Here is a 26,344-nt window from a genome sequence, read left to right on the forward strand (position 1 = left end):
ATGGCCCATCAGGAGACGTGTGAGCTATGCGGACGAAGCCCCCTAGAAACAACAGAGCACCACTTGGTCCCCCGTCAGTTCGGAGGTGCAGAAGGACCAACGGCTGACTTATGCAAAGCTTGCCACAAGCAGATCCATGCATTGTTTACAAATGCTGAACTGGCCGGATTTTATAACACGCTTGAACGTCTCCGGGATCACCCGGATATGGAGAAGTATCTGAAGTGGGTGAAAAAACAAGACCCACAAAAGAAAATCACCATAAAAAAATCCAACCGCAAGAAGTAACAAACACGGCCAAGGAGCTGAGACTCCTTGGCCGTGTTTTATTTCAACTGAGAAATTGAGAGAATATTTCCGTTAGCTTTTGTTGAGTGTAAGGTGGGCCTGGAAAACACTCGCTTCCCAGCTCCCCCGCAGGAAAGCGAGTTGTCCAAAAGCCTGCCCAAGCACTCATTAAACGTAACGGCCTCTTCTAGCTAAAAGCCTCACAAAAAGACGAAATTACAGGGCGTAATTTCGTCTTGGTAGATGCTAGGTGGCAACTGTTGGCTGGTCAACGCCATCAGGATCAAATGGATTCGTTGAACTGATGCCGTTATTTGTATTAATAAAGTCGCCCGTGTTGGCACTTCCTGATCCTGTGTTTGATTTTGAGGAGCTTTTTGGAGAAATGTAAAAGGAATCTCCAAAGTTAATAACTCCACCGCCTACGCTGTTGATTTTGATAGGTCCGACAATGGATGGCATGTGATCACCTTCCTTATAGAAAGTCTCTCTTCATAGGGTATGCAACCTAAAAGTTATTGTTCGTCATCCATCTCCTTTAAGATGCGGAAATGTTTAATGCGGACTTCTGCATCAATATGGTCGAGATTCCCGATTTGAAAGATCGCAGCTGATGACATACCTTGAATGTGGACGGAGTCTACATGGATATAAGGATCACAAGGAACTCTTGTTTGTTCAATGCTCAGTTGTTTATCGAATAGGGGAAGCTCGGATGTATAGACGGGGAAACCGCTAAATGGGAAATCCTCATCTGTAAAGAGCGCCCCTTCTTTCTGGACGGCGAGGGCCCTTGACCGTGGGGCGGCTTCTTCAGCATCTCCAATTTCAAATATAGAGCTTAAGATAAGGGAATTAATTTTGACCTGATTGACACAGGAAGTGCGCTTATACATCGTCTTTTCTCTTTTCTTTCGATCGCTTCCGTTCAGATAACGGAACGAGTGGTCCGTAGATTACCGATTCTGGAGGGGTATCAAAGATAGAGGATAACGCAATCGACTCGTTGTCTCCAATTAAAAAAACCGAAGAAGAGGAAACTCCGCTTACTCGGATGTTCCCTACATGTAAACCACAATTATGAACTTCAAACTTCACTCTATTCATCTCCTTTATGCGCTTGACCTTGCACAAAATGGTGAAGGGATTCATGAATTTCTTGCTTAATCTGGTTAACGATCGCATCGATTTGAGCTTGATCGGTCACGCCGTTTTTAGTATTCGCCTGTTGCAAATACTCACCAACTCGATGATCGAGCTGCTTCTGGACGTCTTGAAGAATAAATTGTTGGTACGTTTCGTCATAGTGACGACCATATTGTCCTGCAATTTGTTGGAGGTCAGCTGGGCCTTGACCTGATAGGTAGTTTTGCAGATCACTTAGTATTTGATCTTTTACGGCCTGACCTCCGCTCAATTTAGGAGGAAAAGGCTTTTCTTCCACAGCGAAATCTTCTATACCGAATTCTTTCCCGTTTTGAGGAGTTAAGCCAATATTCAGGGTCCCTTCGAGGGTTTCGATCTTTAGTTGGTCAAAGTTGTATTCGATTTTTTCAATATTGGTAGAAGGTGTTTGCTTGGTTTCCTCAGCTTTTCGCTCTAGTTCACTAACTCGTTTCTCCAATTCTTTCATTTGCTTGGTTTGCGAATCCACCAGGTTATGCAGCTTCTCTAAGTACTGGGTCCAGGAATCCATATATTGCAAGAGATCTCCCCCTTTCTGGGCTTTTACCTAGCATACTGTATGCGAATTAGGAAAAATGTGTGCAGGTTAAGAAGTCGATAAGGGAACGAGCGGGCCTTCTTCCACAGCTTCTGCTTCTTCAGCCGGTTCTGTATAACCGCCGGTGTTGTAAAGACTTGAGCGAGCTTGAATGACACCAGCGCTACCGATCTGGAAAACTGATGAATTGGACACAGAGCCCACTTTTAAGAAATGAATATTGATAGATTGATGAATGGTAAACATCATCCATCCTCCTTAAAATTCAGTATCTTGAACTGTTGATTGGTCTACGACATCCTGGTCATAGACGGTCGTATTGGATTGAGATAAATCAATGTGAATGCCATCACCTGTGTTAAAGGATCCTCCCCCAGCAAAGGTTTTCGCAGAACTCTGGGGAGCCATGGCATAAACATCTCCGATATTAAAGATAGCTGAGCTTGATATGTTCACAACTTTGACGGCTCCCACCTGAGCTGGCATAGGCATACCTCCTTTATGATTAGTTTATGAGCGGAGAAAGAGAACGTGTTAATCACCTAAAAAGAATTGCTTCTTTCAGGGAGGGTAACGTACAGTTAAGGTACAAGCGAAATAGAGGAGGTGTAGAATGAAGAAAAGTAAGCGACTGCCGTGGATTGATGCGGCGAGAGGATTAGCGATTTTTGGGATCTTTATGGTGAATATGCCTTCCTTTAATGCCCCTTATTTTCTGTTTGGCGGGGAAGAGGCGTGGACGGGCGATCTGAACCGGTCTGTTCAGGCTGGAATTGATCTGTTCTTCCAGGCCAGTTTTTATACTTTATTTTCGTTCTTATTTGGATTTGGACTGTATATGATGAAGGAAAGCTTAGAAGAGAAAAGGCTGCTCTATTCGAAAGTTCTCATACGTAGGTTAAGCGTCTTAATTGTTTTTGGACTCATTCATGGGATACTGATTTGGTATGGGGATATCTTGTTAACATACGGGGTACTAGGTTTCCTTTTACTTCCATTATTAAGGTCTTCTGTGAAAGCTATGGCCTGGTGGGCGCTCACCATCTTGTTGGTCTTCACGAGCTATGTAACGTATGGATACTATAGCTTTCGAGACCAGCTTGGTGAAGCTAATCAATTCTTAATTAATAAAGCTTTTGCAGCCTATCAGTCCGACAATCTACTTACCATTTGGACAGAGAACTGGGAGACGTGGCAACTGGTGTATGCATCTGTATACCAGTGGGTGTTTCTCGCGGCTTCGATCTTTCCTGTCATGGTATTTGGCGTTATTGCAGCGAAGAAAAGGTGGCTACACGAGCCTTGGAAACATTCAGCTGTCCTTAAACGCATTGGTGTCATTAGCTTTCTGCTATTTGTTCTTTTTAAGATGGGACCTTATGTATACGGAAATCCCGAGTGGTTTAGTACGGCACAGGACAATATTGGCGGGACGGCATCAGCGATTTTTTATATGACGATGATCACCCTGCTTTTTAACAAACGAGAAAAGCTTTTCATTCCGTTTCAGTATGTTGGGAAGCTTTCGTTAAGTAATTATATTTTCCAATCGGTCTTATGTTTTGTGCTCTTTTATGGGGTAGGGTTTGGATTATATGGAGGTGTTTCACCGGCGTGGAGCGTTGTACTCGTTGTCATCATTTATGCCTTTCAAGTTGTGGGAAGCTATGTATGGTTAAAATTCTTCAGGTACGGCTTATTGGAGTGGATCTGGAGGATCTTCACATACAGACAGGTACAACCTCTTAAGAAGTCTTGAGAAATGGTGAGGTGAGAGAGTGTGAAACGGTCTTGGGTTGAGAAAGAAGGGGCAGTCTGGGTAGAAGAAGGAATCATTTCAAACGAGCAGTATGAGCAATTACTCAAAAGATATCCAAATCGGAATTCAAGAGGGTTGCTGGCGATGTTTGGTGGGGTGTTTATCGGGCTTGGATTTCTGACCTTTGTGGCTTCCAACTGGCCTGTGATGCCAAACCTTGTAAAGATGGCGATCTTACTAATTGCCCTTGTTGGCTTTTATTTCTTTGGGGATCGAGCCTACCAAAAAGGTTCTAAAGCTCTTGGTACATCGTTTTATGCCATCGGTATTCTGCTCTTTGGAGCGGCTATGATCCTGACCGGACAGATGTATCATTATATGTCTACTCATGCGACCACGTTTTTCCTCTGGGGGTTGGCTGCTCTATTGATTTACGGAGTGCGGAGGGAAAGGGCGCTGTTATACCTGGCTTTTGTGATCTTAACAGCAGGACAGATTTATAGTTGGATGACCTACGGGGAAGCTCATATCGGAATCTTTCTCCTATTCGTTCTAGGAGGCGGCTTCGAGGTTGTCCGGTTGCGCCGGGATTCCCTTGGCCTTCTATACGGGTTTCTATATGTGCTCCAATCCCTTGTCCTCGTGTTTGCAGGTGGAAGCGATTACGTTTGGTTACTCTTCTTATGGTTGGGGGTTTATGTAGGGGCCTCGCTTCGATTCTTCAATCTCCCTTCTTTACAAATGACAATGGTCGGGGCAGCTTTCTTGTTAAAAGCGATTGAAGTCTTTTTGCTCGATTCGTGGGTAATGGAAGAACTTGAGGTTCACGTCGTTTTCTTGATTGCTCAACTCCTTCTGATCGGTCTGCTTGTTCTGTTAACGAAGGATAGGGTGGTTAGTGTTTTGAACCTCTTGTTGTTTCTTCCTGTCGTATATATTGGAGAAGGCGGAGGGATCGTCGCTCTTATTCTGTTGTATGCTTTATCCATTGGGTATCTTATTTTGGGGACGCAGCGGGTGTCGGCCCATCTTGTCAATTTCGGTACGGGCGCCTTTTTGATTAGCACTCTGATCGCTTACGTCCAGTTGGCGTGGGATTTTCTCAATAAGTCCGTCTTTTTCTTTATTGGCGGTATCCTTTTATTCGGTTTAAGCTATGTGTTACACAAAGGGCGCCACCGGTTATCTGGTGAGGAGAAAGGGGGCGGTGAATGATGAAGCGTTGGCTGTTTTCATTATTGGTCAGCCTCCAAGTCTTGTATGTAATCGGGATGGCCGGAGCCTATTATGCAATCGATGTATTCGGGGAAACGATTCAACTGAAGACCGCGCCCGTTGATCCTACCGATCTTTTTTACGGGGATTATGTAGTCGTAAATTATGAAATCTCAACCATTTCAAAGGAAAAATGGGTCGGTGATGAACCGAAGAGGAACGAAAAAGTGTACGTGAAGGTAAAGCAGAACAAGGGTGTTTACGAAGCGGAAGCTGTTTCTCATCAACGGTTAGGGACGAAAGAAGGAGAGGTTCTTCTTACAGGTCAATACAAAGGCAGTACGAAAGATGAGGTTCGCATTCGCTATGGAATTGAGCGTTTTTATGTAGAAGAGAATACGGGCAGGTCCTTCGAAACTTCTGAAAGATTAGCGAAAGTGGCTGTCGCTCCTTGGGGGCAGAAGAAGATCGTGGAGCTAGTAGATCCATAATCTTGGAAATCCCCTTCTCTTTTTCAGTACAATAGAGGTACAGAATGAAGGAGGGGTTTAGGTGGATTTAGGGTTAAAAGGAGCTCGTGTGGTTCTGTTAGCATCGAGTAAAGGCATCGGTAAAGCAATTGCAACGGAATTTGTCCGCGAAGGAGCAGAAGTGCTGATATCAAGTAGAAATGCTGAACATCTTTTAAAAGCAGCGGAAGAGATTCATCAGGAAGCTGGTGGAACAGGAGCAGCCCCGCATACGGAAGTGTGTGATATTACAGACGGGGATAGTATAGAAGCGTTGTTCCAGTCGGCTTCTGATAAGCTTGGTGGCGTGGATATTCTTGTGAACAATGCAGGAGGACCGCCAGCGGGGAGTTTTATGGAGATGACTGATGAGGATTGGCAGAAAGCTTTTGAACTGAATTTACTTAGTTTTATTCGGGCAAGCCGCCTGGCGATCCCCCATATGAAGGACGCTGGCAGAGGGCGTATTTTAAACATCGCCTCTTCCTCGATTAAACAACCAATCGATGGATTAATCTTATCAAATACGTTCCGAACAGGGATCGTTGGATTAGCCAAAAGTTTGGCTAGTGAGTTTGCAGGTGAAGACATCCTTGTTAACACACTTGGGCCCGGTCGTATTGAAACAGAGCGTGTTGAGGAACTAGACGAAAAGATGGCTAAAAGACGTGGTCTTTCGGTGCAGGAGGTAAAGGCTGAGATGGAGACGATGATTCCCGCTGGACGCTACGGGACACCGGAAGAATTCGCCCGAACCGCGGTGTATTTAGCATCTTTTGCGAATACCTATGTAACCGGGCAGGCGCTTGTCGTTGATGGAGGATATGTGAAGGCATTGTAGTAGGTTGATAGAAAAGTGAAACGTTGGAATTCGCTCATCCGTAGAAAAGGTATAGAAAGCTACAGGAGGAAGTCTTATGAAAAAACTCTATCGTTCCACGCAAGATCATCAAATGTCAGGCGTTTTGGGTGGACTTAGCGAACTTTATAATATTGATGTAAGCCTTTTGCGCATCTCCATGGTTGTATTATGCTTTTTCACAGGCGGATTTGCGTTATTGCTTTATATTGCCGCTGCTATTATTATGCCAACGGATCAAGAGATTAAGAAATTATAAGAAAAGAGCGCCGGGACTTAAAAAAGTTCCGGCGCTCTTTTTGCATTTTAGTCCAGTCTATACGTTGCTAAGCGGGGAGCTTACGCTTTTGGTTCGTCTAGCTCCAGCTCCCCAGCAACTAGTAGACTTCCTTCACCTCCGGTCGATCAGTCAACATCAATTCGCCGGGGGCTCATTGTGTTTCCTAGATCTCGCGGCGGTTCAGTCCAGTCTATACGTTGCTGAACGGGGGGCTTACGCTTTTGGTTCGTCTAGCTCCAGCTCCCCAGCAACTAGTAGACTTCCCTCACCTCTGGTCGATCAGTCAACATCAATTCGCCGAGGGCTCATTGTGTTTCCTAGATCTCGCGGCGGTTCAGTCCAGTCTATACGTTGCTGAACGGGGAGCTTACGCTTTTGGTGTTAATACGTCTTTGATTTGTTGAATGGCCCAGTCCAGATCTTCTTTATCAATAACAAGTGGAGGGGCGAAGCGGATGACGCTTTCGTGGGTTTCTTTACAAAGAAGCCCTTTAGCCTTTAGTTCTTCACAGTATTTGCGTGCAGGTTCTGTCATTTCAACGCCGATGAAGAGGCCTTTGCCGCGCACTTCTTTGATTTTAGGGTTATCGATGGAACGAAGCTCGCTCATCATATATTCACCGAGTTCCAGAGAGCGGTTAGCAAGGTTTTCTTCTTCTAATACTTCAAGAGAAGCAACGGACACAGCACATGCTAGTGGATTTCCGCCAAATGTTGAACCATGTGAACCAGGGTTGAAGACACCTAGTACTTCTTTATTAGCCACGATACAAGAGATCGGGAAGACGCCTCCACCGAGTGCTTTACCTAAAATGAGCATATCTGGAGATACATTTTCCCAATCACAAGCAAACATTTTACCCGTGCGTGCGAGGCCAGCTTGAATCTCATCTGCAATATAAAGTACGTTGTTCTCTTTACAAATATCATAAGCCTCTTTTAAGAACCCTTCAGGAGGGATGACAATACCAGCTTCTCCTTGGATCGGTTCAAATAAGAACGCAGCTGTATTCTCTGTAATGGCTTCACGCAATGCATCGGCATCTCCATATGGGATGACCTTAATTCCTGGAAGCATAGGGCCAAATCCACGCTTATATTCTGCTTCAGACGATAAAGAAACCGCTGTCATTGTGCGCCCGTGGAAATTGCCTACGCATGCAATAATCTCAGCCTGGTCTTCCGCGACGCCTTTTACATCATATGACCAGCGACGAGCAGCCTTAATCGCTGTCTCCACAGCCTCTGCGCCTGTATTCATAGGAAGGGCCATTTCTTTATTGGTTAATTTACAAATCTTTTCATACCAAGGACCGAGCTGATCATTATGAAACGCACGAGACGTTAAGGTTACTCGTGAAGCCTGCTCAGTCAGCGCATCGATAATCTTAGGATGGCGGTGGCCCTGATTAACAGCTGAATAAGCACTTAACATATCCATATATCGATTGCCTTCAGGATCCTCTACCCATACACCCTCTGCTTTGGCGATGACAATTGGAAGGGGATGATAGTTCTTCGCCCCATATTCCTGAGTTTGTTCAATAATTTGTTCACTTGTATGTGTCATTGTATCCCTCCATCAATTAAAGAATCTACCAACAGTATAACAGCTTTTCAGAATTTTTTGTTAGTTAGGAAAGGAAAGAGTAAACATTCGCAGTTCTTATGTTTTTTTGGTATGATATCGGTGGTAAGTTGTATGTAAAAGGAGGAAAAAACATGGATGGACAAACGCACTTACATATCACGTCATGGGTATTAGCATTAATCTTGCTTGGCCTGACGGTATGGTTTGATCGTTTAGGAAAGCCAAAGGTCGGTAAAGTCTTTCACATGATTTTACGTTTGGATTACTTGTTAATCTTATACTCTGGTGGTAGCCTGATTGCCGTGTATTTCGCGAACGCAAGTGGCGCAATGTTAGGAGAAGCGATTATAAAAAGCTTAGCTGGCTTATGGGTCATCTTCGCAGTCGAAATGATCGCCGTTCGCGCTCAAAAACGCGTATCCGCAAAAAGCGCATGGATTCAATTCTTCATTGCTATCATCATCGCCCTAGTCCTAGGATTCGGTCGTCTGCCAATGGGAATTTTACCATTAAGTTAATCATGGAATGAAATGTGTAAAAGCGTTGAATTGTACATCAATTCAACGCTTTTTTTATAGGTTACACAAGTAGAGGGGCCGTTAATTTTGTTAAGCGGTTAGGGTGTCTGGGGAACGACTTGCTTTCCACGGGCGAGCTGCCAAGCCTCCTCATTCGCTTTGCTCACTCCGGGGTCTTGCCTACCTCTTTCTCACGTAGGAGTCTCCCCGTTCCCCAGACACCCTAGCTGTATTTACACTAACGGCCCATCCCCTGGCGCTTGTTACTCTTAATACGAAAAAGGTGTGCCGGGAAACTGCGAGACTCCCGTGGGCAGAAGAGCCTAGGTGAGACCCCGGAAGCCGGCTTTGCCGGCTGAGGAGGCTCACCAGCTCCCCACAGGAAAGCGAGTGGTTTCCCGGCACACCTTATCCTCAACTTGGCAGGAACTTGTTATGTAGTTTAACAAAAATCACATCTTTTTCATCTGGGCATATGTTAGGGAAGGAAGACAAAATGAATCGCAAGCTCTAGCATAGAAAGGATGAGTGTAGATGTGTGGCATTAGTGGATGGGTTGATTATCAGAAGGATCTCACACAACACGAACGCACCGTTGAAAAAATGGCAAAAACACTTCACTACCGCGGTCCTGATGAATCCAATGCCTGGATTAAGCCTCACGTTGCATTTGGTCATCAGCGCTTAATTGTAGTGGATCCTGAGGGTGGCAGGCAGCCGATGACCTTTCAGAATGGTTCCCATGCGTATACCATTTGTTACAACGGAGAGTTATACAATACAGAAGATATTCGGAAAGAACTAGCCAGTCTCGGTTGGAGCTTTCAGTCTCATTCTGACACAGAAGTTTTACTTAAGAGTTATATGCAGTGGAAAGAAGCATGTGTGGATCGCTTAAATGGAATTTTTGCTTTTGGGATCTGGGATGGGGAAAGGGAGGCGCTTTTTATCGCCCGGGACCGCCTTGGGGTGAAGCCGTTCTTTTACACGGAGAACGCTGGAGGGCTAGTGTTTGCTTCTGAACTGAAAGCCCTTCTCGCTCATCCGGATATTTCTCCTATCCTTGATGAGGAAGGATTAAGTGAAATCTTGGCATTAGGGCCTTCTCGCACACCGGGGCACGGGGTGTTTAAAGGTGTTAAAGAACTGCGCCCGGGTCATGTAGGGGTGTATAGTCGGAACGGGCTCAAGATTACACGTTATTGGAACGTAGAAAGCCATGAGCATACAGATTCTGTGGAGAAAACGGCGGAAACGATTCGAGAACTGTTTGAAGATGCCGTCACGCGCCAATTAGTTTCTGATGTACCTGTTGGAACTTTTCTGTCCGGTGGGGTCGACTCCAGTGCGATCACTGCAATTGCCGCAAATCATATGAAGGCAGAGGGAAAAGATCCTCTTCAGACGTTCTCGATTGATTTTGATGGAAATCAAAAGTATTTTAAAGCAAACACATTCCAACCGAACAGCGATGGCGACTTTATCAAACTAATGTCTGATACGTTTGGTACGAAACACTCGTCATCTGTTATGAACAATGACGTGTTGGCAGGTCTCTTGAAAGAGGCTGTGAACATGCGTGATCTTCCGGGTATGGCTGATGTGGATTCTTCGCTGCTCTGGTTCTGCCGGGAGATTAAGAAGGATGTGACCGTGGCTCTTTCTGGAGAGTGTGCGGATGAAATATTCGGAGGATACCCTTGGTTTTATCGCCAGGAAGATTTATCGCGAGAAGGGTTCCCGTGGATCCGGTCCTCAGGTGTGCGAAATGAACTGCTGACAGATGAGTGGAGCTCTAAGCTCGATTTGCATGGCTACATGATGGGGCGATATCAGGATACGATTGCTGAGACCCCAGCGTTTAGTGGGGACTCGAAAGAAGAGGCACAGCGACGTCAGTTATTTTATTTAAATCAGCTATGGTTTATGACCACGCTACTTGATCGGAAGGATCGCATGAGTATGGGCGCAAGTCTTGAAGTACGTGTGCCATTTAGTGATCATCGTTTAGTTGAGTACGTATGGAATGTGCCGTGGGAGATGAAGCGGTACGGAGACAGAGAGAAAGGAATCCTCCGAAAAGCGTTAGAAGGATTGTTGCCAAACGATGTGCTATACCGGAAGAAGAGCCCGTATCCGAAGACGCACAATCCAGTCTACACAAAAGCGGTTGTAAGCTGGCTTGGGGAAATTCTTGACGACCCAAACGCGCCGTTGTTTAACCTGTTTAAGAAAGAACGAATTCAGCAACTTGTCGACAGTGAAGGAAAAGCGATCGATGCACCATGGTTCGGGCAACTCATGACAGGACCACAGCTACTCGCTCACCTTGGTCAGATCAACCACTGGCTTAAAACTTACAATGTGAAGATAGACGTCTAACAAAAGCGGAAATGCCCTGTTTAGACCCGGCAGGCATAAGTGGGGGATCGGAATGAAGTGTTCTTCCTTCATGCAGATCAACCGCTTATGTCCCGAGGGTCTGGGGCAATGGAGCTGGATGATAACAAAAGCGGAAATGCCCCGTTTAGACCCGGCAGGCATAAGTGGGGGATCGGAATGAAGTGTTCTTCCTTCATGCAGATCAACCGCTTATGTCCCGAGGGTCTGGGGCATCGGAGCTGGATGATAACAAAAGCGGAAATGCCCTGTTTAGACCCGGCAGGCAAATTATATGAAATATGAATTAAAAAGAAGCTACTCCAAACTTAGGAGTAGCTTCTTTCACGCCCTAACGCACCAAAGGGTGTCTGACACGCTGATCTTCTTTAGAGCGTTAACGTGAGAGTTAGACGAAGGCTTTTTGCTTCCATTTCCTCTTCTTCCACCTCCTCGTCATAAGGAGCCCGCGGAGCCATTCGTCTGTGATGAAGCCGATCCAGATTCCGGCTAGTCCCATGTTTAAGTAGAGGCCGAAGAACCAGCCGAAGGTTACGCTGATGCCCCACATGGATAGAATTCCGATGATAACGGGGAATTGGACATCGCCTGCTGCACGGAGGGAGCTGATGACGGTTAGGTTTGTTGCTCGGCCTGGTTCTAAAAGGATGGTCAGGAGCAGTAAAAGTGAGCCTTTCTCGATAATAGCTTCATTGGATGTGAAAATCCCGAGTAATGCATCGCTAAAGAAATAAACGATGATCGACATTCCGACAGAAATTCCAATGGCTAATCTGGCGCTTTTGAGTCCTTGTTTATAGGCATCTTCTAATCTCTTAGCACCAATATAGTGCCCTATCAGAATCTGGGTTCCCTGACCGATGGCAATGGCCGCGAGAAAGATAAACATCATAATATTTTGCGCATACACTTTCGTTGTGATGGCCGTTGTCCCCATTTGGGCAATGAAATACGTAATAGCAATTTGGCTTGCGTTATAGGAGAGCTGTTCACCGGCGGAGGGGACGCCAATTCTGAGTAGTCCGTAGACGTGTTTCTTCTGGTAACGGAAGAATGAACGAAGCGGAAGTTCCCCTTCACTTCGCTTAATTAGCAATCCAATTAAGACGATGAAGCCGATAAAGCGACTGATTGCAGTGGAATAGGCGACTCCTTCCACGCCAAGGACAGGAAATCCAAACGGACCGAATATAACAAAGTAGTTTCCGATCACATTGATAATATTCATTCCGATCGTGACGTACATCGCATCTTTCGTGAAGCCGTAATTTCTTAGCACAGCTCCAGTGGTCATTATCAGGGCTTGTATGAAAATCAAGCCTCCGACGATACGCAAATACAGCTGCGCCTCATCCATTAGCTCCCGAGGAAGATCCATAACTCGAAGGATGGGTTCACTGAAGAGATATAATCCTGTGCTCAATAGGAGAGAGAACCATAAATTCAGACTTAACGAACTGATCGCAATGGATCCTGCTTCTTCGTCCTTATTCGCTCCAAGATGCTGGGCAACGAGAATACCGGCTCCGGTTGCGACGAAGCCAAACATCACAACGACCACGGATAGAATCTGATTTGACACCCCTACAGCTGCTACAGAGTGATCGGAATATTGACTGAGCATCAGTGTATCGGCATTTCCCATTAACATATGGAGCATGATTTCTATAAAAATGGGCCAGGTTAACGAGAAAAGGGTCATTTTCGTTTTGGATTGTGCCTTCATAATGGGGGCTCCTCATAAGCAGAAGGAAAGAGGCATCCCTATGGATCCCTCTTTCTCTGACTTTAATAGTGAATGATTTGAAACTGGTAAGGTTCTAATGTAGTAGAATTAGACAAATCTAACGTATCCCCACTCCATACATCCGTCCCTTTTAGGTCTTGATAAGCTTCTGGAATCGGGATGGATCTTGATGAATCGGTGGGATTTAAAATAAACAGAAGCGTGGTATCTGCATTTGATTTTTTGTAAATAAGCGTATTCTGTTCAGGGTCTGCATGCAATACGCGGAAGTCTCCGTGATTCCCGAATACTGGAATGTCTTTACGTAATTGAATGAGCTTCTGAACGAAGGTAAACATCTCACGGTCCTGGTCTTCTTCCTCCCAAATCATACACTTGCGACAACCTGGATCATGGTCGCCTGTCATCGCAATCTCATCTCCGTAGTAAATGCAAGGTGTTCCAATAAAGGATAGCTGGAAGAGGAAGAGTTGCTTCACTTTATCTTTATCCTCTTTACTTTCTGTCAGAATTCGCGGTGTGTCATGACTGCCAAGCAGGTTAAACTGGACTTCATTTACGTTGTCTGGATACATATGAAGTACTTTCGTTAATTCATCGGAGAATTCTAAAGCGTTCATTTTTTCTTTGGCGAAGTAGTTTAAGGAAGCTTCTGTGAACGGGTAGTTCATGACCGCATCAAATTGGTCTCCCTCTAACCACGGCATCGAGTCATGCCAAATCTCACCTAAAATGTACGCGTCCTTTTTAGCTGATTTCACGACGGATCGGAATTCTCTCCAGAACTGATGATCGACCTCATTCGCAACATCTAAGCGCCATCCATCGATATCAAATTCTTCTACCCAGTAGCGGGCGACCCCAAGAAGGTAATCTTTTACTTCAGGGTTTTCTGTATTTAACTTAGGCATCGATTTCTCAAAGGCGAACGTATCATAATTTGGGTGAGGCTCTTCTTGAAGAGGGAACTCTCTCGTATGGAACCAATCTTGATAAATCGAATCTTCACCATTTTCTAAAACATCCTGAAAGGCAGGGAAGTAGTAACCGCTATGGTTAAAGACCGCATCAAGCATGACACGGATGCCTTTCTCATGACAGGTATCTACTAATTTCTTAAAGGTTTCTTTATCCCCAAATTGAGGGTCAATTTCATAGTAATCAATGGTGTCATATTTATGGTTCGAATAGGCTTTAAAGATCGGCGTCATGTAAATGCCTGTAATGCCTAATTCAACTAAGTAATCAAGATGTTGTATAATCCCTTCAAAGTCACCGCCAAAGAAGTTGTCGACTTTTGGCTCTTCACTGCGCCAGGGAACGGTACCTTCTGGATTCAATGAAGGGTCTCCGTTTCCGAATCGCTCAGGGAAAATCTGATACCATACTGTATCTTTCACCCACTCAGGAGGCGTGAAGACATCAATTCCATTAAGGAAAGGGAAAGCAAAATAAAAGCCCATGTCTTCTGATGTTGGTTCATCTAGAAATCCTTTTTCTCCGTACACGATCGATTCTTGGCTGTCTGTCAGTTTAAAGCCGTAGCGAAGGCGGCGGTAGGGAGGTTTTACAGAAGTGAACCAATAATCAAACAAAGCGTCAGTGCCAGAACACGTCATAGGAGATTTTTCATATTGCCATCCACTTTTCTTCTCAAAGTGATAGGGGTCTCCGTGAATCAGTTCGATTTGATCGACATCTCCTTTTTTAGTACGTAAGTAAAGATGAAGTTCTTCTTTCGTATAGGCATAGGCAAAGTTGTTCGTTGGACGATGGTAAATTGCTTCTCGTAGCATAAAGCCACTCCTCTTCAGTAGTTTACGAATCTATAAGCAAGCGCTTGCATGTTCTTTGATACTTAAAGGCTATTTTAATCGGATAAAGATGTCAATTAGAAAATACCAGATTCAAAAAGCGATTCAGAGAACTAAAATGTTTGGAAAAGCCTGCTTGTCATAAGGTTGACACATTAATTTTGAAAAAATTAAAAAAAGTATTTGTGTCATGAGAAATTATATGTATAATAAAGGTAAGACAAGTGCAACCGCTTACACAAAGCGTCAATTAATCTAGAAAACTATATTTTTTTAGAGTTTAATGCAAACGGTTGCAAAAGATCAAAAGGGGAGGTCAATTGTAATGAAAAAGTTTCTGATGCTTTTACTTGCAATGGTACTATCCGTTGGAGTTCTTGCTGCTTGTAGCGGTGACAACAGTTCCGACGGCGACGAAACAGCTGAAGGAGGGTCAGGTGACAGCGGAGAATCCACTGAAGGAGAATCTGACAAGCCTGATACACTTAAGATTTGGGTAAATGACGATGATAAACAGGTTGAAGCTATTACAAAGATTACTGATAAATACACAGAAGAAACAGGAATTAACATTGAGATGAATCGTATTAGCATGACAGACCAAGTAGAGAAATTAGACTTAGATGGTCCTACTGGTAACGGTCCGGATCTATTCTTCCAACCTCATGACCGTTTAGGAAACCTTGTTGTACGTGGTCTTGCTGAGCCAGTTGATCTAGGTGACGCTAAAGACGGATTCACAGATACAGCAATTAGTGCGATGACTTATGATGGTGACATCTGGGGTGCACCAGCTGTAATTGAAACGTATGGTCTTTTCTACAACAAATCTATGATCGACAAAGCTCCTGAAACAATGGATGAGCTGATGACGATTGCAGAAGAACAAACAAGTGGTGGAAACTATGGATTCTTAGCTGAATTAAACAACTTCTACTTTGCTTATCCGTTCTTCGCTGGTCCTGGAGGCTATGTATTTGGTAAAGAAGACGGTACGTACGATGTAAATGACATTGGATTAGATAATGAAGGCGCTGTTGAAGGTGCTGGTAACATTCAAACATTCTTCACAGAAGGCTATATTCCAAAAGAAGTAAACCCTGATATTATGAACGGTTTGTTTAACGACGGTAAAGCAGCGGTTGTTATGACAGGCCCATGGTCTCGTCCTGGTTACGAAGAAGCACTTGGCGATGACCTTGGCGCGGCTCCGCTTCCTAAAGCGAATGGTGAGCGCATGCAATCCTTCGTAGGGGTGAAAGCTTGGATGCTTTCTTCTTTCTCTGAAAACAAAGAATGGGCTACAGACCTTATGAAGTTTATGACAAACGAAGAAAATGCGATGACTTACTATGAAATGGCTGGAGAAATTCCTCCACGCACAGCTTTACTTGAAGACTCAGCAATCGTTGAGGATCCAATAACTGCAGCGTTTGCAGAGCAAACAAACTACGGTGAGCCAATGCCATCTGTTCCAGCGATGCAACAAGTTTGGGAACCAGCGGGTAACGCTCTTCAATTCCTAGCTCAAGGGGATGACCCGAAAGCAGTTATGGAAGAAACCGTACAAATTATTAAAGATCAGATCGCAGCAAGCGGTCAGTAACAAGAAGGGTGGATAGGAGGGGGCTCTCCTATCCACTTATTATTCAAAATTTGAGCAACCGCTTGCACGGCGGTAAGCCACTTATCTCCTGCTATAAGGAGACCATGAAGCACAAAGGGGGAAACGAGTATGCCACAACCATCACCTGCTACCAAAGATGTGAAGCAAAAAGATCATAACGTTAAACTGGCTACAATCCTCTCGCTTGTATTTGCAGGTTTAGGGCAAATCTATAATAAGAGACTACTAAAAGGAATTATCTTCATCATCATTGAAGCAGCTTTCCTGATCACTATGTTGAACTTTATCATTCATGGGGTGTGGGGCTTCATTACGTTAGGTGAAGTAAAAGGGGAAGACCATTCCATTATCTTATTAATAGAAGGGCTCGTTAGTTTAATCGTGATCGCCTTTGCTGTTACGCTCTATGTGTATAACATCATTGATGCCAAGCGCGATGCACGCCTGTTAGCTCAAGGGGAGCGAGTACCATCTGTACGTAAACAAATTAAAGATGCCTATGATGCAGGTTTCCCATACATGATGGTCGGACCTGGTCTAATTATGCTTGTATTTATTGTTGTATTACCTCTTGCCTTTATGATTTCATTAGCTTTTACCGACTACAACTTATACAATTCCCCGCCAAGAAATTTACTTAGCTGGGTAGGGTTCCAGAACTTCGTTGATCTGGTATCGATATCAATTTGGAAGAAATCTTTCTTAAATGTATTGAGCTGGACCATTGTTTGGACAGTCGTAGCAACGACTTTACAAATTGCTCTTGGACTATTCTTAGCGCTTCTAGTTAATGATGAGCGTGTGAAATTTAAGAGAACGATTCGTACGTTCTTAATCCTTCCTTGGGCCGTTCCAGCTTTCGTAACGATCCTAATCTTCTCTGCGATGTTTAACGATACATTCGGTGCGATCAACAAAGATATCTTAAGCCAGTTCGGTCTGATGATCCCTTGGTTAACAGACCCAACGTGGAGTAAAGTCGCTTTAATTATGATTCAGACATGGCTTGGATTCCCGTTTGTGTTTGCGTTATTTACAGGGGTTCTGCAAAGTATACCAAGAGATATGTACGAAGCAGCTGATGTTGATGGGGGGACGCGTTTACAGAAATTCCGTTTCATCACATTCCCACACATCATGTTTGCCACTGCGCCGCTACTCATCATGCAGTATGCGCAGAACTTTAACAACTTTAATATTATCTATCTATTTAACGAAGGTGGGCCAGCCGTGCGTGGTCAAAATGCCGGCGGTACCGACATTCTCATTTCGTGGGTTTACAAATTAACGTTCGATACGAATAACTACAACATGGCAGCGGCCATTACCATTATTATGGGACTTGTTGTTTCTGCCTTTGCATTCTATCAGTTTAGAAAAACAGCAGCCTATAAAGAGGAAGGTGAGATGTAATGAATAAAAAGACAAAATCTCGGCTTGAGATGGGATTCATATACGCGTTTATTTTGTTCATGTTCATCATAATCGCCTATCCGCTCCTGTGGACAGTCGGAATTTCGTTAAATCCAGGTACGAATATGTTCTCATCTTCCATGATTCCAGAGAACATTACATTTGAACACTATAAATGGTTGTTTACAGATCCAAGCAGTGATTACTTGATCTGGTATAAGAACAGTGTATTCGTAGCCGTTGTAAACTCTGTAGCGTCCGTTATCATTACGTCATTTGTAGCGTATGCATTCTCTCGTTACAAGTTCGTTGGACGAAAGAACGGACTATACGCATTCTTGCTTCTTCAAATGTTCCCGGCATTAATGGGAATGGTAGCTCTATACATTCTTTTAAACCTAATTGGATTACTAGACAACTTATGGGGCTTAATCTTAATTTACGTAGGCGGTCAAATTCCATTTAACGCATGGCTTGTTAAAGGTTACTTTGATACGATCCCTCGTGAATTAGATGAAGCAGCACGCATGGATGGTGCGGGACACTTCCAGGTATTCTTTAAAATCATGCTTCCTCTTGCGAAGCCGATCTTAGCGGTAGTGGCGCTCTTTAACTTTATGGCTCCATTTACAGACTTCTTATTACCGCGAATTGTGCTTTCAAGTCCTGAGAACTTTACATTAGCTCTTGGATTATTCAACTTTATCAACAACCAGTTTGCCAATAACTTCACTCGATTTGCGGCTGGGTCTATCTTAATTGCCATCCCGATTGCGCTCGTATTCTTATTCTTACAGCGTTACCTCATCTCCGGATTAACATCTGGTGCAACAAAAGGGTAATGGCAGAAGGCTACTATTTCATGTATTCTAGAGTTTGAGAGAATACGATCCTAAAGGAGGAGCGGAAAATGAAAAAGTGCGTGTTGACTACGCTCGTCATGATTCCGTTTCTTCTTTTTTACGCCTTCGGAGCCGAAGCTGCGGAAAAAGAAGAAGGAAGCTGGCAAGATGAGTTAATGTATTTTATTATGGTCGATCGGTTTAACAATGGGGATACTTCGAATGATTACAATGTAGACCCAAAAGACCCCAAAGCCTATCAAGGTGGGGATCTTGAAGGAATTATTGAGAAGCTTGATTACATTAAAGATTTAGGTTTTACATCGATTTGGATTACACCGATTATGGAAAACGAACCAAAGGGCTATCACGGCTACTGGATTAGCGATTTTAAGAAAGTAGACGAGCATTTTGGAACGATGGAAGATGCGAAGAAATTAGTAGAAGAAGCTCATAAGCGGGATATGAAAGTGGTCTTTGATTTTGTAGTGAACCACACAGGCTATCAACATGAGTGGCTCACGGATCCGTCGAAAGAGGATTGGTTCCATGAAGAGTCTCGCATGGTCGGAAGTTCACAGGACCAGCTTGAGAATTCCTGGCTTTCAGGTCTTCCGGATTTAAATACGGAAAACCCGGAAGTAAAAGAATACTTATTTGATGCAGCTGAATATTGGATAGAAGAAACAGGAGTAGACGGCTTTCGTTTAGATACCGTCAAGCACGTGCCAAAAGACTTCTGGAAGGAGTTTAGTGAGCACGTCAAAAGCATTGATCCTGATTTCTTCTTAATGGGTGAAGTGTGGAGCGAGGATCCACGCTATATTGCCGGTTATGAAGAAGTAGGCATTGATTCGTTCGTTGACTATCCATTTTTTGAAACCGCTACCCAAATCTTTAAAGAGCCGGGTCAATCGGTATCTGAACTCGGAAATGTGTGGCAGCGGAATTTAGCGTTCTATGAAAACCCTCACTCGCTCGGAACGTTCATGGATAACCATGACAACAAGCGTTTTACAAGACTTGCGAATGAGGCGAAGCAAAACCCGATTACACGCTGGAAGCTCGCTCTTACGTACATGTATTCAGCTCCAGGTATGCCGATTGTCTATTACGGGTCTGAAATTCCATTAGATGGAGGAGATGATCCAGATAATCGTCGCATGATGAATTTCAAAGCTGGAGACGAAGAATTAAAGCAACATATGGAGCAACTCGCTGCGATTCGGAAGGAGTTTCCGGTACTGACCCAAGGGGATTTTGAGCAAGTCATTGATGAAGGTGCCTTTGGCGTATTCAAACGAACCTATGAAGATCAAACGGCGTATGTGGCCATTAATAATAGTAAAGAAACGAAATCAGCTGTACTCGGCGAAGTCGTTGAAGGACAGCAGCTCAGAGGGCTGATTTACGATTCGATCGTACGAGATAATGGTAGCGGAGAGTATGAAATTGGACTTGACCGTGAAACGGCGGATGTCTATATAGTCGAAGAAGATACAGGGCTCAACTGGATTTTCTTTGGAGTACTCGCTCTTGTTATGGGAGGCTTTATAGCATTTGTTGTTCTTACTAGCCGTAAGAACAAGAAAACTCAATCAGAGTAATGGTAGAAAGGAGGGAATGGAATGCTTGAAGATACAAGTTTCGCCATACATCCTGGGCAGAATCTGGCAACAGAACATGCGTTGTATCAGGATGTTGGAAGTATTACATCCATTCAGAGAAGGAATGGTGGGGTGACGTTCACGTGTGAAAGGGCTTATGTTCATCTTCAATTCTATCGCTCGGATATTATCCGAGTTGTGATGGACAGAGCGGGGCTACCGGAGCTTAATTCGACTCCGGCCGTGGTTGCTCACCCTGAGGAAGTCGATTTTACGGTGGAAGAAACGGAAGACAGGGTTCAAATCACTTCGGATCGGCTTGTAGCATCTGTTGAGAAGAAATCATTTCGATTATCGGTATTCACTCCCGACGGACAAGAGCTTGTAGGGGAAGGCAATCGAGGCATTGGTTTTAAGGAGACAGGTGAAGTGATTTGCTTTAAGAAAATGGAACCTGAAGATCGTTTTTACGGATTCGGGGAGAAATCCGGTTTCTTGGATAAGCGCGGAGAATCGTTGACGATGTGGAATACAGATGTCTATGCTCCTCACAACCCGGAAACAGATCCTTTGTATCAATCCATTCCTTACTTTATGGCATTACGAAACGGACGGGCTTACGGGATTTATTTTGATAATCCTTCAAAGACCACCTTTGATTTAAAAACAGAAAAAGAAACGTACTCCTTTAAAGGAGAGAGCGGAAAGCTTGATTATTACGTCTTGGCCGGAGCAGAGCCTAAAGACGTAATTGAACAATACACGCACATTACAGGGAGAATGCCGATGCCACCAAAGTGGGCTATTGGCTACCACCAATCCCGCTACAGTTACGAGAGTGAAGAAGAGGTACGCGCATTAGCGAAGACGTTTAAGGAAAAAGAAATCCCACTAGATGTCATTTATCTTGATATTCATTACATGAACGAGTACCGTGTTTTCACCTTTGACCAAGATCGCTTCCCGAATCCAAAGAAGCTGGTAGAAGATCTGAAAGAAGATGGCATCCGCATCGTTCCCATTGTCGATCCAGGCGTAAAGAAGGATCCGGAGTATGACACCTATAAAAATGGTGTGTGGAATGATCACTTCTGCAAATATCTTGAAGGAGACCTTTATTTCGGTGATGTTTGGCCAGGGGTCAGCGCCTTTCCTGATTTCACAGATGGACGTACCAGAAGATGGTGGGGGAATTTACATCAATTTTATACAGACCTTGGCATAGAAGGCATTTGGAACGATATGAATGAACCGGCTGTATTCAATGAAACAAAAACAATGGATACAGACGTCATCCATAAACATGACGGTGATCCGAAAACGCATCGTCAGTTACACAACTTGTACGGTCTTCTGATGGGGAAAGCAACCTATGAGGGGCTTGAAAGGAATTTGGATGGGAAACGTCCATTTCTGTTAACAAGAGCTGGGTTTGCGGGAGTTCAGAGATATGCTTCTGTTTGGACAGGGGATAACCGGAGCTTCTGGGAACACTTGCAGATGTCCTTGCCGATGTGTATGAATCTTGGTTTGTCAGGAGTGGCATTCACAGGACCGGATGTGGGTGGATTCGCCCATGATACAAATGGGGAATTACTGACTCGCTGGACGCAAGTAGGAGCGTTTACTCCTTATTTCCGTAACCATTCAGCAATTGGAACCCTGTATCAAGAACCATGGCAATTTGGTGAGGAATATGAAACGATTATAAAACGGTATATTCAGTTGCGATATGAGTGGCTTCCACAGCTTTATTCATTATTCTATGAAGCTCATACCTCGGGTCTCCCGATTATGAGGCCTCTCATGCTAGAATATCCTAGTGATCCGAAAACCTATGGCCTATACGATCAGTTCATGATTGGTGACAATACGTTAGTGGCGCCTATTATGCAGCCAGAAGTCACAGATCGAGCTGTTTACTTACCAGGAGGAGAGTGGGTTGATTACTTCGGAGGTACGGTTTACGAAGGAGGCACAACTCATCTTGTGCATGCTGAGCTTGATACGTTGCCGCTTTTTGTGAAGAGAGGGACCGTCATTGCTAAACGTCCATCCGGAAAGCGTGCGAAGGAAGAACAACAAGAATTAGAGCTTCATGCTTATGCGCATACAAAAGGCAACTATGAAACGATCGTTTACGATGATGATGGGGAGACAACCAAGTATCGTAGGGGTGAAGCCATGAAGCTTGGAATATCCATAGAGTGTCAAGAAGATCAAGTAGCCATATCCATCAAGAATGAATTGGAATGGTCATTACCATATAAGAAGTGTTCCTTTGTCCTCCATGGTTTAGAAGATCATCAGAAAGTGCGGATAAATGGAGAGGTACAATCAGGAGTTTGGACCGAGCAGGGTTTGAAAGTAGACGTTACGACAGAATCCTGAATCGATGTTAAGAAGGTGAGAATAATGGGAATTACAATAAAAGACGTAGCAAAAGCAGCGAATGTTGCTCCTTCTACTGTTTCAAGAGTCATAGCCGATCACCCTAGAATCAGCATGGATACGAAGAAGCGGGTAAGGAGAGCCATGAAAGACTTAGGGTATCACCCGAATGTAAACGCAAGAAGTTTAGCCAATAAATCTACACAAGCGCTTGGCATTGTGATGAAGTCATCGGCCGATAAAGCACTTCAAAACCCGTTCTTTCCTGAAGTATTACGAGGAATTAGTTCAGTCGCTCATGAACTGGATTATTCTTTATATATCTCGACGGGTGAAACGGAAGATGAAGTGTATGAAGGTGTTCAGCGTATGGTTTATGGAAATCGTGTAGACGGCATTATTTTGCTCTATTCAAGAGTAAATGACAACGTGATTAACTTCTTACTTGAGAAAGATTTTCCGTTTGTTCTTGTCGGGAAACCGTGTGAACACATTGACCGCATTACGCATGTCGATAACGATAATGTGAATGCATCTATTGATATTACGAATGAATTGATTAACCAGGGCCACGAACGAATTGCGTTTATCGGAGGGGACACAGACTTAGTCGTCACACAAGATCGTATGCGTGGCTACGAGATGGCGTTAGAGAAAGCGGGTCTTCCACTCCGGGATGAGTACCAGATTCACAAGGAGTTCTTAAAGTCTGGTGGCCGTGAAGCTGTTCATCAGTTGTTTAAGCTTGATGAACCTCCTACAGGTGTCGTTATTGTCGATGACCTAATGAGTATCGGGGTAGTCACAATGCTTGAAGAGAATGGGATCAGAGTCCCTGATGATGTATCCATCGTAAGCTTTAACAATCTTTATATCTCAGAGATTACAAGGCCTTCTCTGACCACAGTCGATATCCAGATTTATAACTTAGGAAATCAAGCAGCCAAATGTCTCATTGAAAAAGTAAACAATCAAGATGAGCCAGCTAAGCGGATTATCGTACCTTATCAAGTGATTCGTCGCCAATCCAGTCAACATGTAAATGTGAACGGAGCTTCTACCTCATAGAGATCTAGAGAGCGTTATAAGAAATGCGGTTCCACATACTTTTAGAAGGGCAGAGGTGAGCCATTATGAAACGTATCATTGAAGTAGATCCATGGAAAGTCGTTGAAACAAGTCTCCATCCAGAAGACAATCGTCTGGCCGAAAGCTTAATGAGTATTGGGAACGGTCACATGGGGATGCGTGGCAATTTTGAAGAAACCTATACGGGAGAAACCCATGAAGGGACGTATATCGGAGGTGTCTATTACCCTGATAAAACCCGCGTAGGGTGGTGGAAAAATGGATACCCTGAATATTTCGCTAAAGTCTTAAATGCTCCAAACGTAACAGGGCTTCGAGTAGTTGTTCAAAATGAAGAGCTTGATTTACACACATGGAACGTGATGGAGTTCAAGAGGGAACTCGATATGCGACACGGCCTTTTGCGTCGATCGTTCACAGCTGAAAATGGGAATGGAGAGCATGTGCAAGTCGACGCGACACGGTTCTTCTCCATTGCTCAGCCAGAGCTTATAGCCATTCAATATGAGGTAACGCCTATTAACTTTAGTGGGACAATCTCATTCCAGCCCTTCTTAAACGGGGATGTGCGAAACGAAGATGCGAACTATGATGAAGACTTTTGGGAGCCAGTCCATCATGAGGTTTCTGAACAAGCGGGTGTGTTAACGATGAAAACCCGTAAGACAGAATTTGAAGTCTCAGCCGCTATGCGAACAGCGGTAGAGGGAGCGGACGACGTATCCATTCAGGCTATGGATGACCAGGAGGAATACATTGATAATGTCATGGATGTAGCCGTTACAGAAGGGCAACCGGTGACGTTCTATAAATACGTAGCGATTACCCAAAGCAGGGATTACGATTCTAAAGAACTCGCAGAGAAAGCTCAGGCCTTTGCAACAGAAGCGTTTGAAAAAGGGTATGACAAGTTGCTCCAAGAACACCAGGGAGCCTGGGAAAAGCGCTGGAAAAAGGCTGACGTAACAGTAGGCGGTGACGAAGAGGCGCAGCAAGGCATTCGCTACAACATCTTCCAACTGTATAACACGTATACAGGAGATGACCCTCGTTTAAATATCGGCCCGAAAGGATTCACAGGGGAAAAGTATGGTGGAAGCACCTATTGGGATACAGAGGCCTATTGCTTGCCTTTCTATTTAGGCACAGCGGACCCGGCGATTGCTCGTAATCTTTTAATCTATCGTTATAACCACTTAGATCAGGCACGGGCGAATGCACGTAAGCTTGGTTTAGAGGGAGCGCTTTATCCGATGGTCACGATGAACGGGGAAGAGTCTCACAATGAGTGGGAGATCACGTTTGAAGAGATCCATCGTAATGGAGCGATTGCTCATGCGATCTGGAATTATACGAACTATACCGGCGACACGGCTTACCTATCTGATTATGGGTTTGAAGTTCTAGCTGAGCTCAGCCGCTTTTGGGCAAGTCGTGTGAATTATAACCCTCGTAAAGACCGCTATATGATTCTTGGCGTGACGGGGCCAAATGAATATGAGAACAATGTAAACAATAACTGGTATACAAACCGTATTGCAGCGTGGACGCTTGAGTATACGCTAGGTGTAGCGTTATTCATTGAACGACAAGGTGGCACGCGCTACAATGAGCTGTTTGATCAGTTAGGTTTATCCTCTAATGAACTCGATCGATGGAAAGAGATCATTTCGAAAATGTATTATCCTTATGATGAAGAAACGGGAGTCTACCTGCAACAAGATGGGTTCCTTGATAAAGAAATCATGCCTGTTGGAGATCTTGAGGAGAAGCACCTGCCGTTGAATCAAAACTGGTCCTGGGACCGCATTCTTCGCTCTTGCTTCATTAAGCAGGCAGATGTGCTTCAAGGAATGTACTTCTTAAATCATAAGTTCACGAAAGAAGAGAAGAAGCGTAATTATAATTTCTATGAACCGATGACGGTGCATGAGTCCAGTCTTTCCCCTTGTGTACACTCGATCCTGGCAGCAGAACTCGGGTACGAGGAGAAAGCATATGAAATGTATGTACGCACCGCACGCTTAGATCTTGATAACTATAATAATGATACAGAAGACGGCCTTCACATTACGAGTATGGCCGGCTCCTGGTTATCCATTGTACACGGCTTCGCCGGAATGCGCGTAGTAGATGGAACCCTTCACTTTAATCCAATGATTCCAGAAGAGTGGAAGGACTATTCATTCAAGATCAACTTCCGCGGTCATCTTCTGAAGATTACGGTAAACCAGGATGAAACGACGATCGAACAAGAGGAAGGAACACCTCTAGAGCTCGTCCTAAATGAAGAAACACGTACCATCGAATCACCTGAAATGGCTACCCCCTAAATTCATTATAGATGCAAAAGCCCCCTCTTAACTGAGGGGGCTTTTGTGTGTTTTTGGGGGGAGTGTGAGGAGGAGGGGCGGCTCAAGTAGAGGGGGAAGGGCTCAAGCGTGAGGAGGTCGGCTCAAGTTGAGGGGGAAGGGCTCAAGTAGAGGGGGAAGGGCTCAAGCGCGAGGAAAGCGGCTCAAGTTGAGGGAGATTGACTCAAGCGTGAGGATAGTGGCTCAAAATATGGAAAAAGTGACTCAGGAGGTAAAATTAACAGCTCAAGTTGATAGAAAACGGCTCAACGTCAAAATCACTGGCTCAAATCCCCGGAAATTGGCTCAAGTCTAATCAAA

General features: G+C 44.3%; 24 protein-coding genes. 15 read left to right on the forward strand and 9 right to left on the reverse strand.

Annotated elements, in window-relative coordinates:
• Positions 1-288, forward strand: coding sequence for an HNH endonuclease (locus QNI29_RS04710; protein ID WP_231418723.1), 288 nt, complete (start codon positions 1-3; stop codon positions 286-288).
• Between the two features lie 246 nt (positions 289-534).
• Here the strand turns inward: QNI29_RS04710 and QNI29_RS04715 are convergent, their stop codons facing one another.
• The 6 genes from QNI29_RS04715 to QNI29_RS04740 all read right to left on the reverse strand — a co-directional run bounded on the left by QNI29_RS04715 (position 535) and on the right by QNI29_RS04740 (position 2,497).
• Positions 535-750 (reverse strand): spore germination protein, encoded by a 216-nt coding sequence (locus QNI29_RS04715; RefSeq protein ID WP_036785040.1) that lies wholly within the window; start codon positions 748-750, stop codon positions 535-537.
• Between the two features lie 53 nt (positions 751-803).
• Entirely contained in the window at positions 804-1,184 is a 381-nt protein-coding gene (locus QNI29_RS04720; protein WP_231418724.1) for a spore germination protein GerPE, read from the reverse strand.
• Positions 1,177-1,395 carry a spore gernimation protein GerPD gene (locus tag QNI29_RS04725; protein WP_231418725.1) on the reverse strand — a complete coding sequence of 73 codons (219 nt, stop codon included), beginning with the start codon at positions 1,393-1,395 and terminating at the stop codon, positions 1,177-1,179. Before QNI29_RS04725 ends, QNI29_RS04720 begins: the two co-directional genes overlap by 8 nt.
• Positions 1,388-1,984, reverse strand: coding sequence for a spore germination protein GerPC (gene gerPC / locus QNI29_RS04730; protein WP_231418759.1), 597 nt, complete (start codon positions 1,982-1,984; stop codon positions 1,388-1,390). The genes QNI29_RS04725 and gerPC overlap by 8 nt, the downstream gene beginning before the upstream one ends.
• Before the next feature lie 75 nt (positions 1,985-2,059).
• On the reverse strand, positions 2,060-2,260 hold the full coding sequence (locus QNI29_RS04735; protein WP_231418726.1) for a spore germination protein GerPB: 201 nt from the start codon (positions 2,258-2,260) through the stop codon (positions 2,060-2,062).
• A gap of 9 nt (positions 2,261-2,269) precedes the next feature.
• Positions 2,270-2,497: a spore germination protein gene (locus tag QNI29_RS04740; protein ID WP_231418727.1), complete on the reverse strand. Its 228-nt coding sequence runs from the start codon at positions 2,495-2,497 to the stop codon at positions 2,270-2,272.
• A 127-nt stretch (positions 2,498-2,624) separates the two neighbouring features.
• On the opposite strand from QNI29_RS04740, the gene QNI29_RS04745 reads away from it, so the two are divergent.
• From QNI29_RS04745 to QNI29_RS04765, 5 genes are all read left to right on the forward strand, one after another.
• The gene (locus QNI29_RS04745) at positions 2,625-3,770 is read left to right on the forward strand and encodes a DUF418 domain-containing protein (RefSeq protein WP_231418728.1); all 1,146 of its coding nucleotides are present in this window, start codon (positions 2,625-2,627) and stop codon (positions 3,768-3,770) included.
• Positions 3,771-3,791: 21 nt separating this feature from the next.
• Complete coding sequence (locus tag QNI29_RS04750) at positions 3,792-4,985, forward strand: DUF2157 domain-containing protein (protein WP_231418729.1); 1,194 nt, start codon at positions 3,792-3,794, stop codon at positions 4,983-4,985.
• A complete protein-coding gene (locus QNI29_RS04755) occupies positions 4,982-5,476 on the forward strand; it encodes a GDYXXLXY domain-containing protein (RefSeq protein WP_231418730.1) in 495 nt (164 codons plus the stop codon). Before QNI29_RS04750 ends, QNI29_RS04755 begins: the two co-directional genes overlap by 4 nt.
• Before the next feature lie 61 nt (positions 5,477-5,537).
• Positions 5,538-6,335, forward strand: coding sequence for an SDR family oxidoreductase (locus QNI29_RS04760; protein ID WP_231418731.1), 798 nt, complete (start codon positions 5,538-5,540; stop codon positions 6,333-6,335).
• 76 nt (positions 6,336-6,411) lie between these two features.
• On the forward strand, positions 6,412-6,612 hold the full coding sequence (locus tag QNI29_RS04765) for a PspC domain-containing protein (RefSeq protein WP_231418732.1): 201 nt from the start codon (positions 6,412-6,414) through the stop codon (positions 6,610-6,612).
• Between the two features lie 388 nt (positions 6,613-7,000).
• Here QNI29_RS04765 and QNI29_RS04770 read toward each other — a convergent pair whose 3' ends face one another.
• Positions 7,001-8,203: an ornithine--oxo-acid transaminase gene (locus QNI29_RS04770; RefSeq protein WP_231418733.1), complete on the reverse strand. Its 1,203-nt coding sequence runs from the start codon at positions 8,201-8,203 to the stop codon at positions 7,001-7,003.
• A gap of 152 nt (positions 8,204-8,355) precedes the next feature.
• Here QNI29_RS04770 and QNI29_RS04775 point away from each other — a divergent pair, with 152 nt between their 5' ends.
• Positions 8,356-8,742, forward strand: a complete 387-nt coding sequence (locus tag QNI29_RS04775) for a YisL family protein (RefSeq protein WP_231418734.1) — start codon at positions 8,356-8,358, stop codon at positions 8,740-8,742.
• A 534-nt stretch (positions 8,743-9,276) separates the two neighbouring features.
• Positions 9,277-11,124, forward strand: a complete 1,848-nt coding sequence (asnB, locus tag QNI29_RS04780) for an asparagine synthase (glutamine-hydrolyzing) (protein ID WP_231418735.1) — start codon at positions 9,277-9,279, stop codon at positions 11,122-11,124.
• Between the two features lie 406 nt (positions 11,125-11,530).
• Here the strand turns inward: asnB and QNI29_RS04785 are convergent, their stop codons facing one another.
• A complete protein-coding gene (locus QNI29_RS04785; protein WP_231418736.1) occupies positions 11,531-12,868 on the reverse strand; it encodes an MATE family efflux transporter in 1,338 nt (445 codons plus the stop codon).
• Between the two features lie 62 nt (positions 12,869-12,930).
• Complete coding sequence (locus tag QNI29_RS04790) at positions 12,931-14,685, reverse strand: alpha-glycosidase (RefSeq protein WP_231418737.1); 1,755 nt, start codon at positions 14,683-14,685, stop codon at positions 12,931-12,933.
• Between the two features lie 343 nt (positions 14,686-15,028).
• On the opposite strand from QNI29_RS04790, the gene QNI29_RS04795 reads away from it, so the two are divergent.
• From QNI29_RS04795 to QNI29_RS04825, 7 genes are all read left to right on the forward strand, one after another.
• The gene (locus QNI29_RS04795) at positions 15,029-16,309 is read left to right on the forward strand and encodes a sugar ABC transporter substrate-binding protein (protein WP_231418738.1); all 1,281 of its coding nucleotides are present in this window, start codon (positions 15,029-15,031) and stop codon (positions 16,307-16,309) included.
• Positions 16,310-16,438: 129 nt separating this feature from the next.
• Positions 16,439-17,743 (forward strand): sugar ABC transporter permease, encoded by a 1,305-nt coding sequence (locus tag QNI29_RS04800; RefSeq protein ID WP_231418739.1) that lies wholly within the window; start codon positions 16,439-16,441, stop codon positions 17,741-17,743.
• Entirely contained in the window at positions 17,743-18,585 is an 843-nt protein-coding gene (locus QNI29_RS04805) for a sugar ABC transporter permease (protein WP_284526849.1), read from the forward strand. The genes QNI29_RS04800 and QNI29_RS04805 overlap by 1 nt, the downstream gene beginning before the upstream one ends.
• A gap of 68 nt (positions 18,586-18,653) precedes the next feature.
• A complete protein-coding gene (locus QNI29_RS04810) occupies positions 18,654-20,192 on the forward strand; it encodes an alpha-amylase family glycosyl hydrolase (protein ID WP_231418740.1) in 1,539 nt (512 codons plus the stop codon).
• 21 nt (positions 20,193-20,213) lie between these two features.
• Positions 20,214-22,583 (forward strand): glycoside hydrolase family 31 protein, encoded by a 2,370-nt coding sequence (locus QNI29_RS04815; protein ID WP_231418741.1) that lies wholly within the window; start codon positions 20,214-20,216, stop codon positions 22,581-22,583.
• 24 nt (positions 22,584-22,607) lie between these two features.
• A complete protein-coding gene (locus tag QNI29_RS04820) occupies positions 22,608-23,651 on the forward strand; it encodes a LacI family DNA-binding transcriptional regulator (protein ID WP_231418742.1) in 1,044 nt (347 codons plus the stop codon).
• A gap of 65 nt (positions 23,652-23,716) precedes the next feature.
• Positions 23,717-26,005, forward strand: coding sequence for a glycoside hydrolase family 65 protein (locus QNI29_RS04825; RefSeq protein ID WP_231418743.1), 2,289 nt, complete (start codon positions 23,717-23,719; stop codon positions 26,003-26,005).
• Positions 26,006-26,344: the final 339 nt, after the last annotated feature.

This window comes from Pontibacillus chungwhensis, from assembly GCF_030166655.1.
Classification (GTDB): domain Bacteria; phylum Bacillota; class Bacilli; order Bacillales; family BH030062; genus Pontibacillus.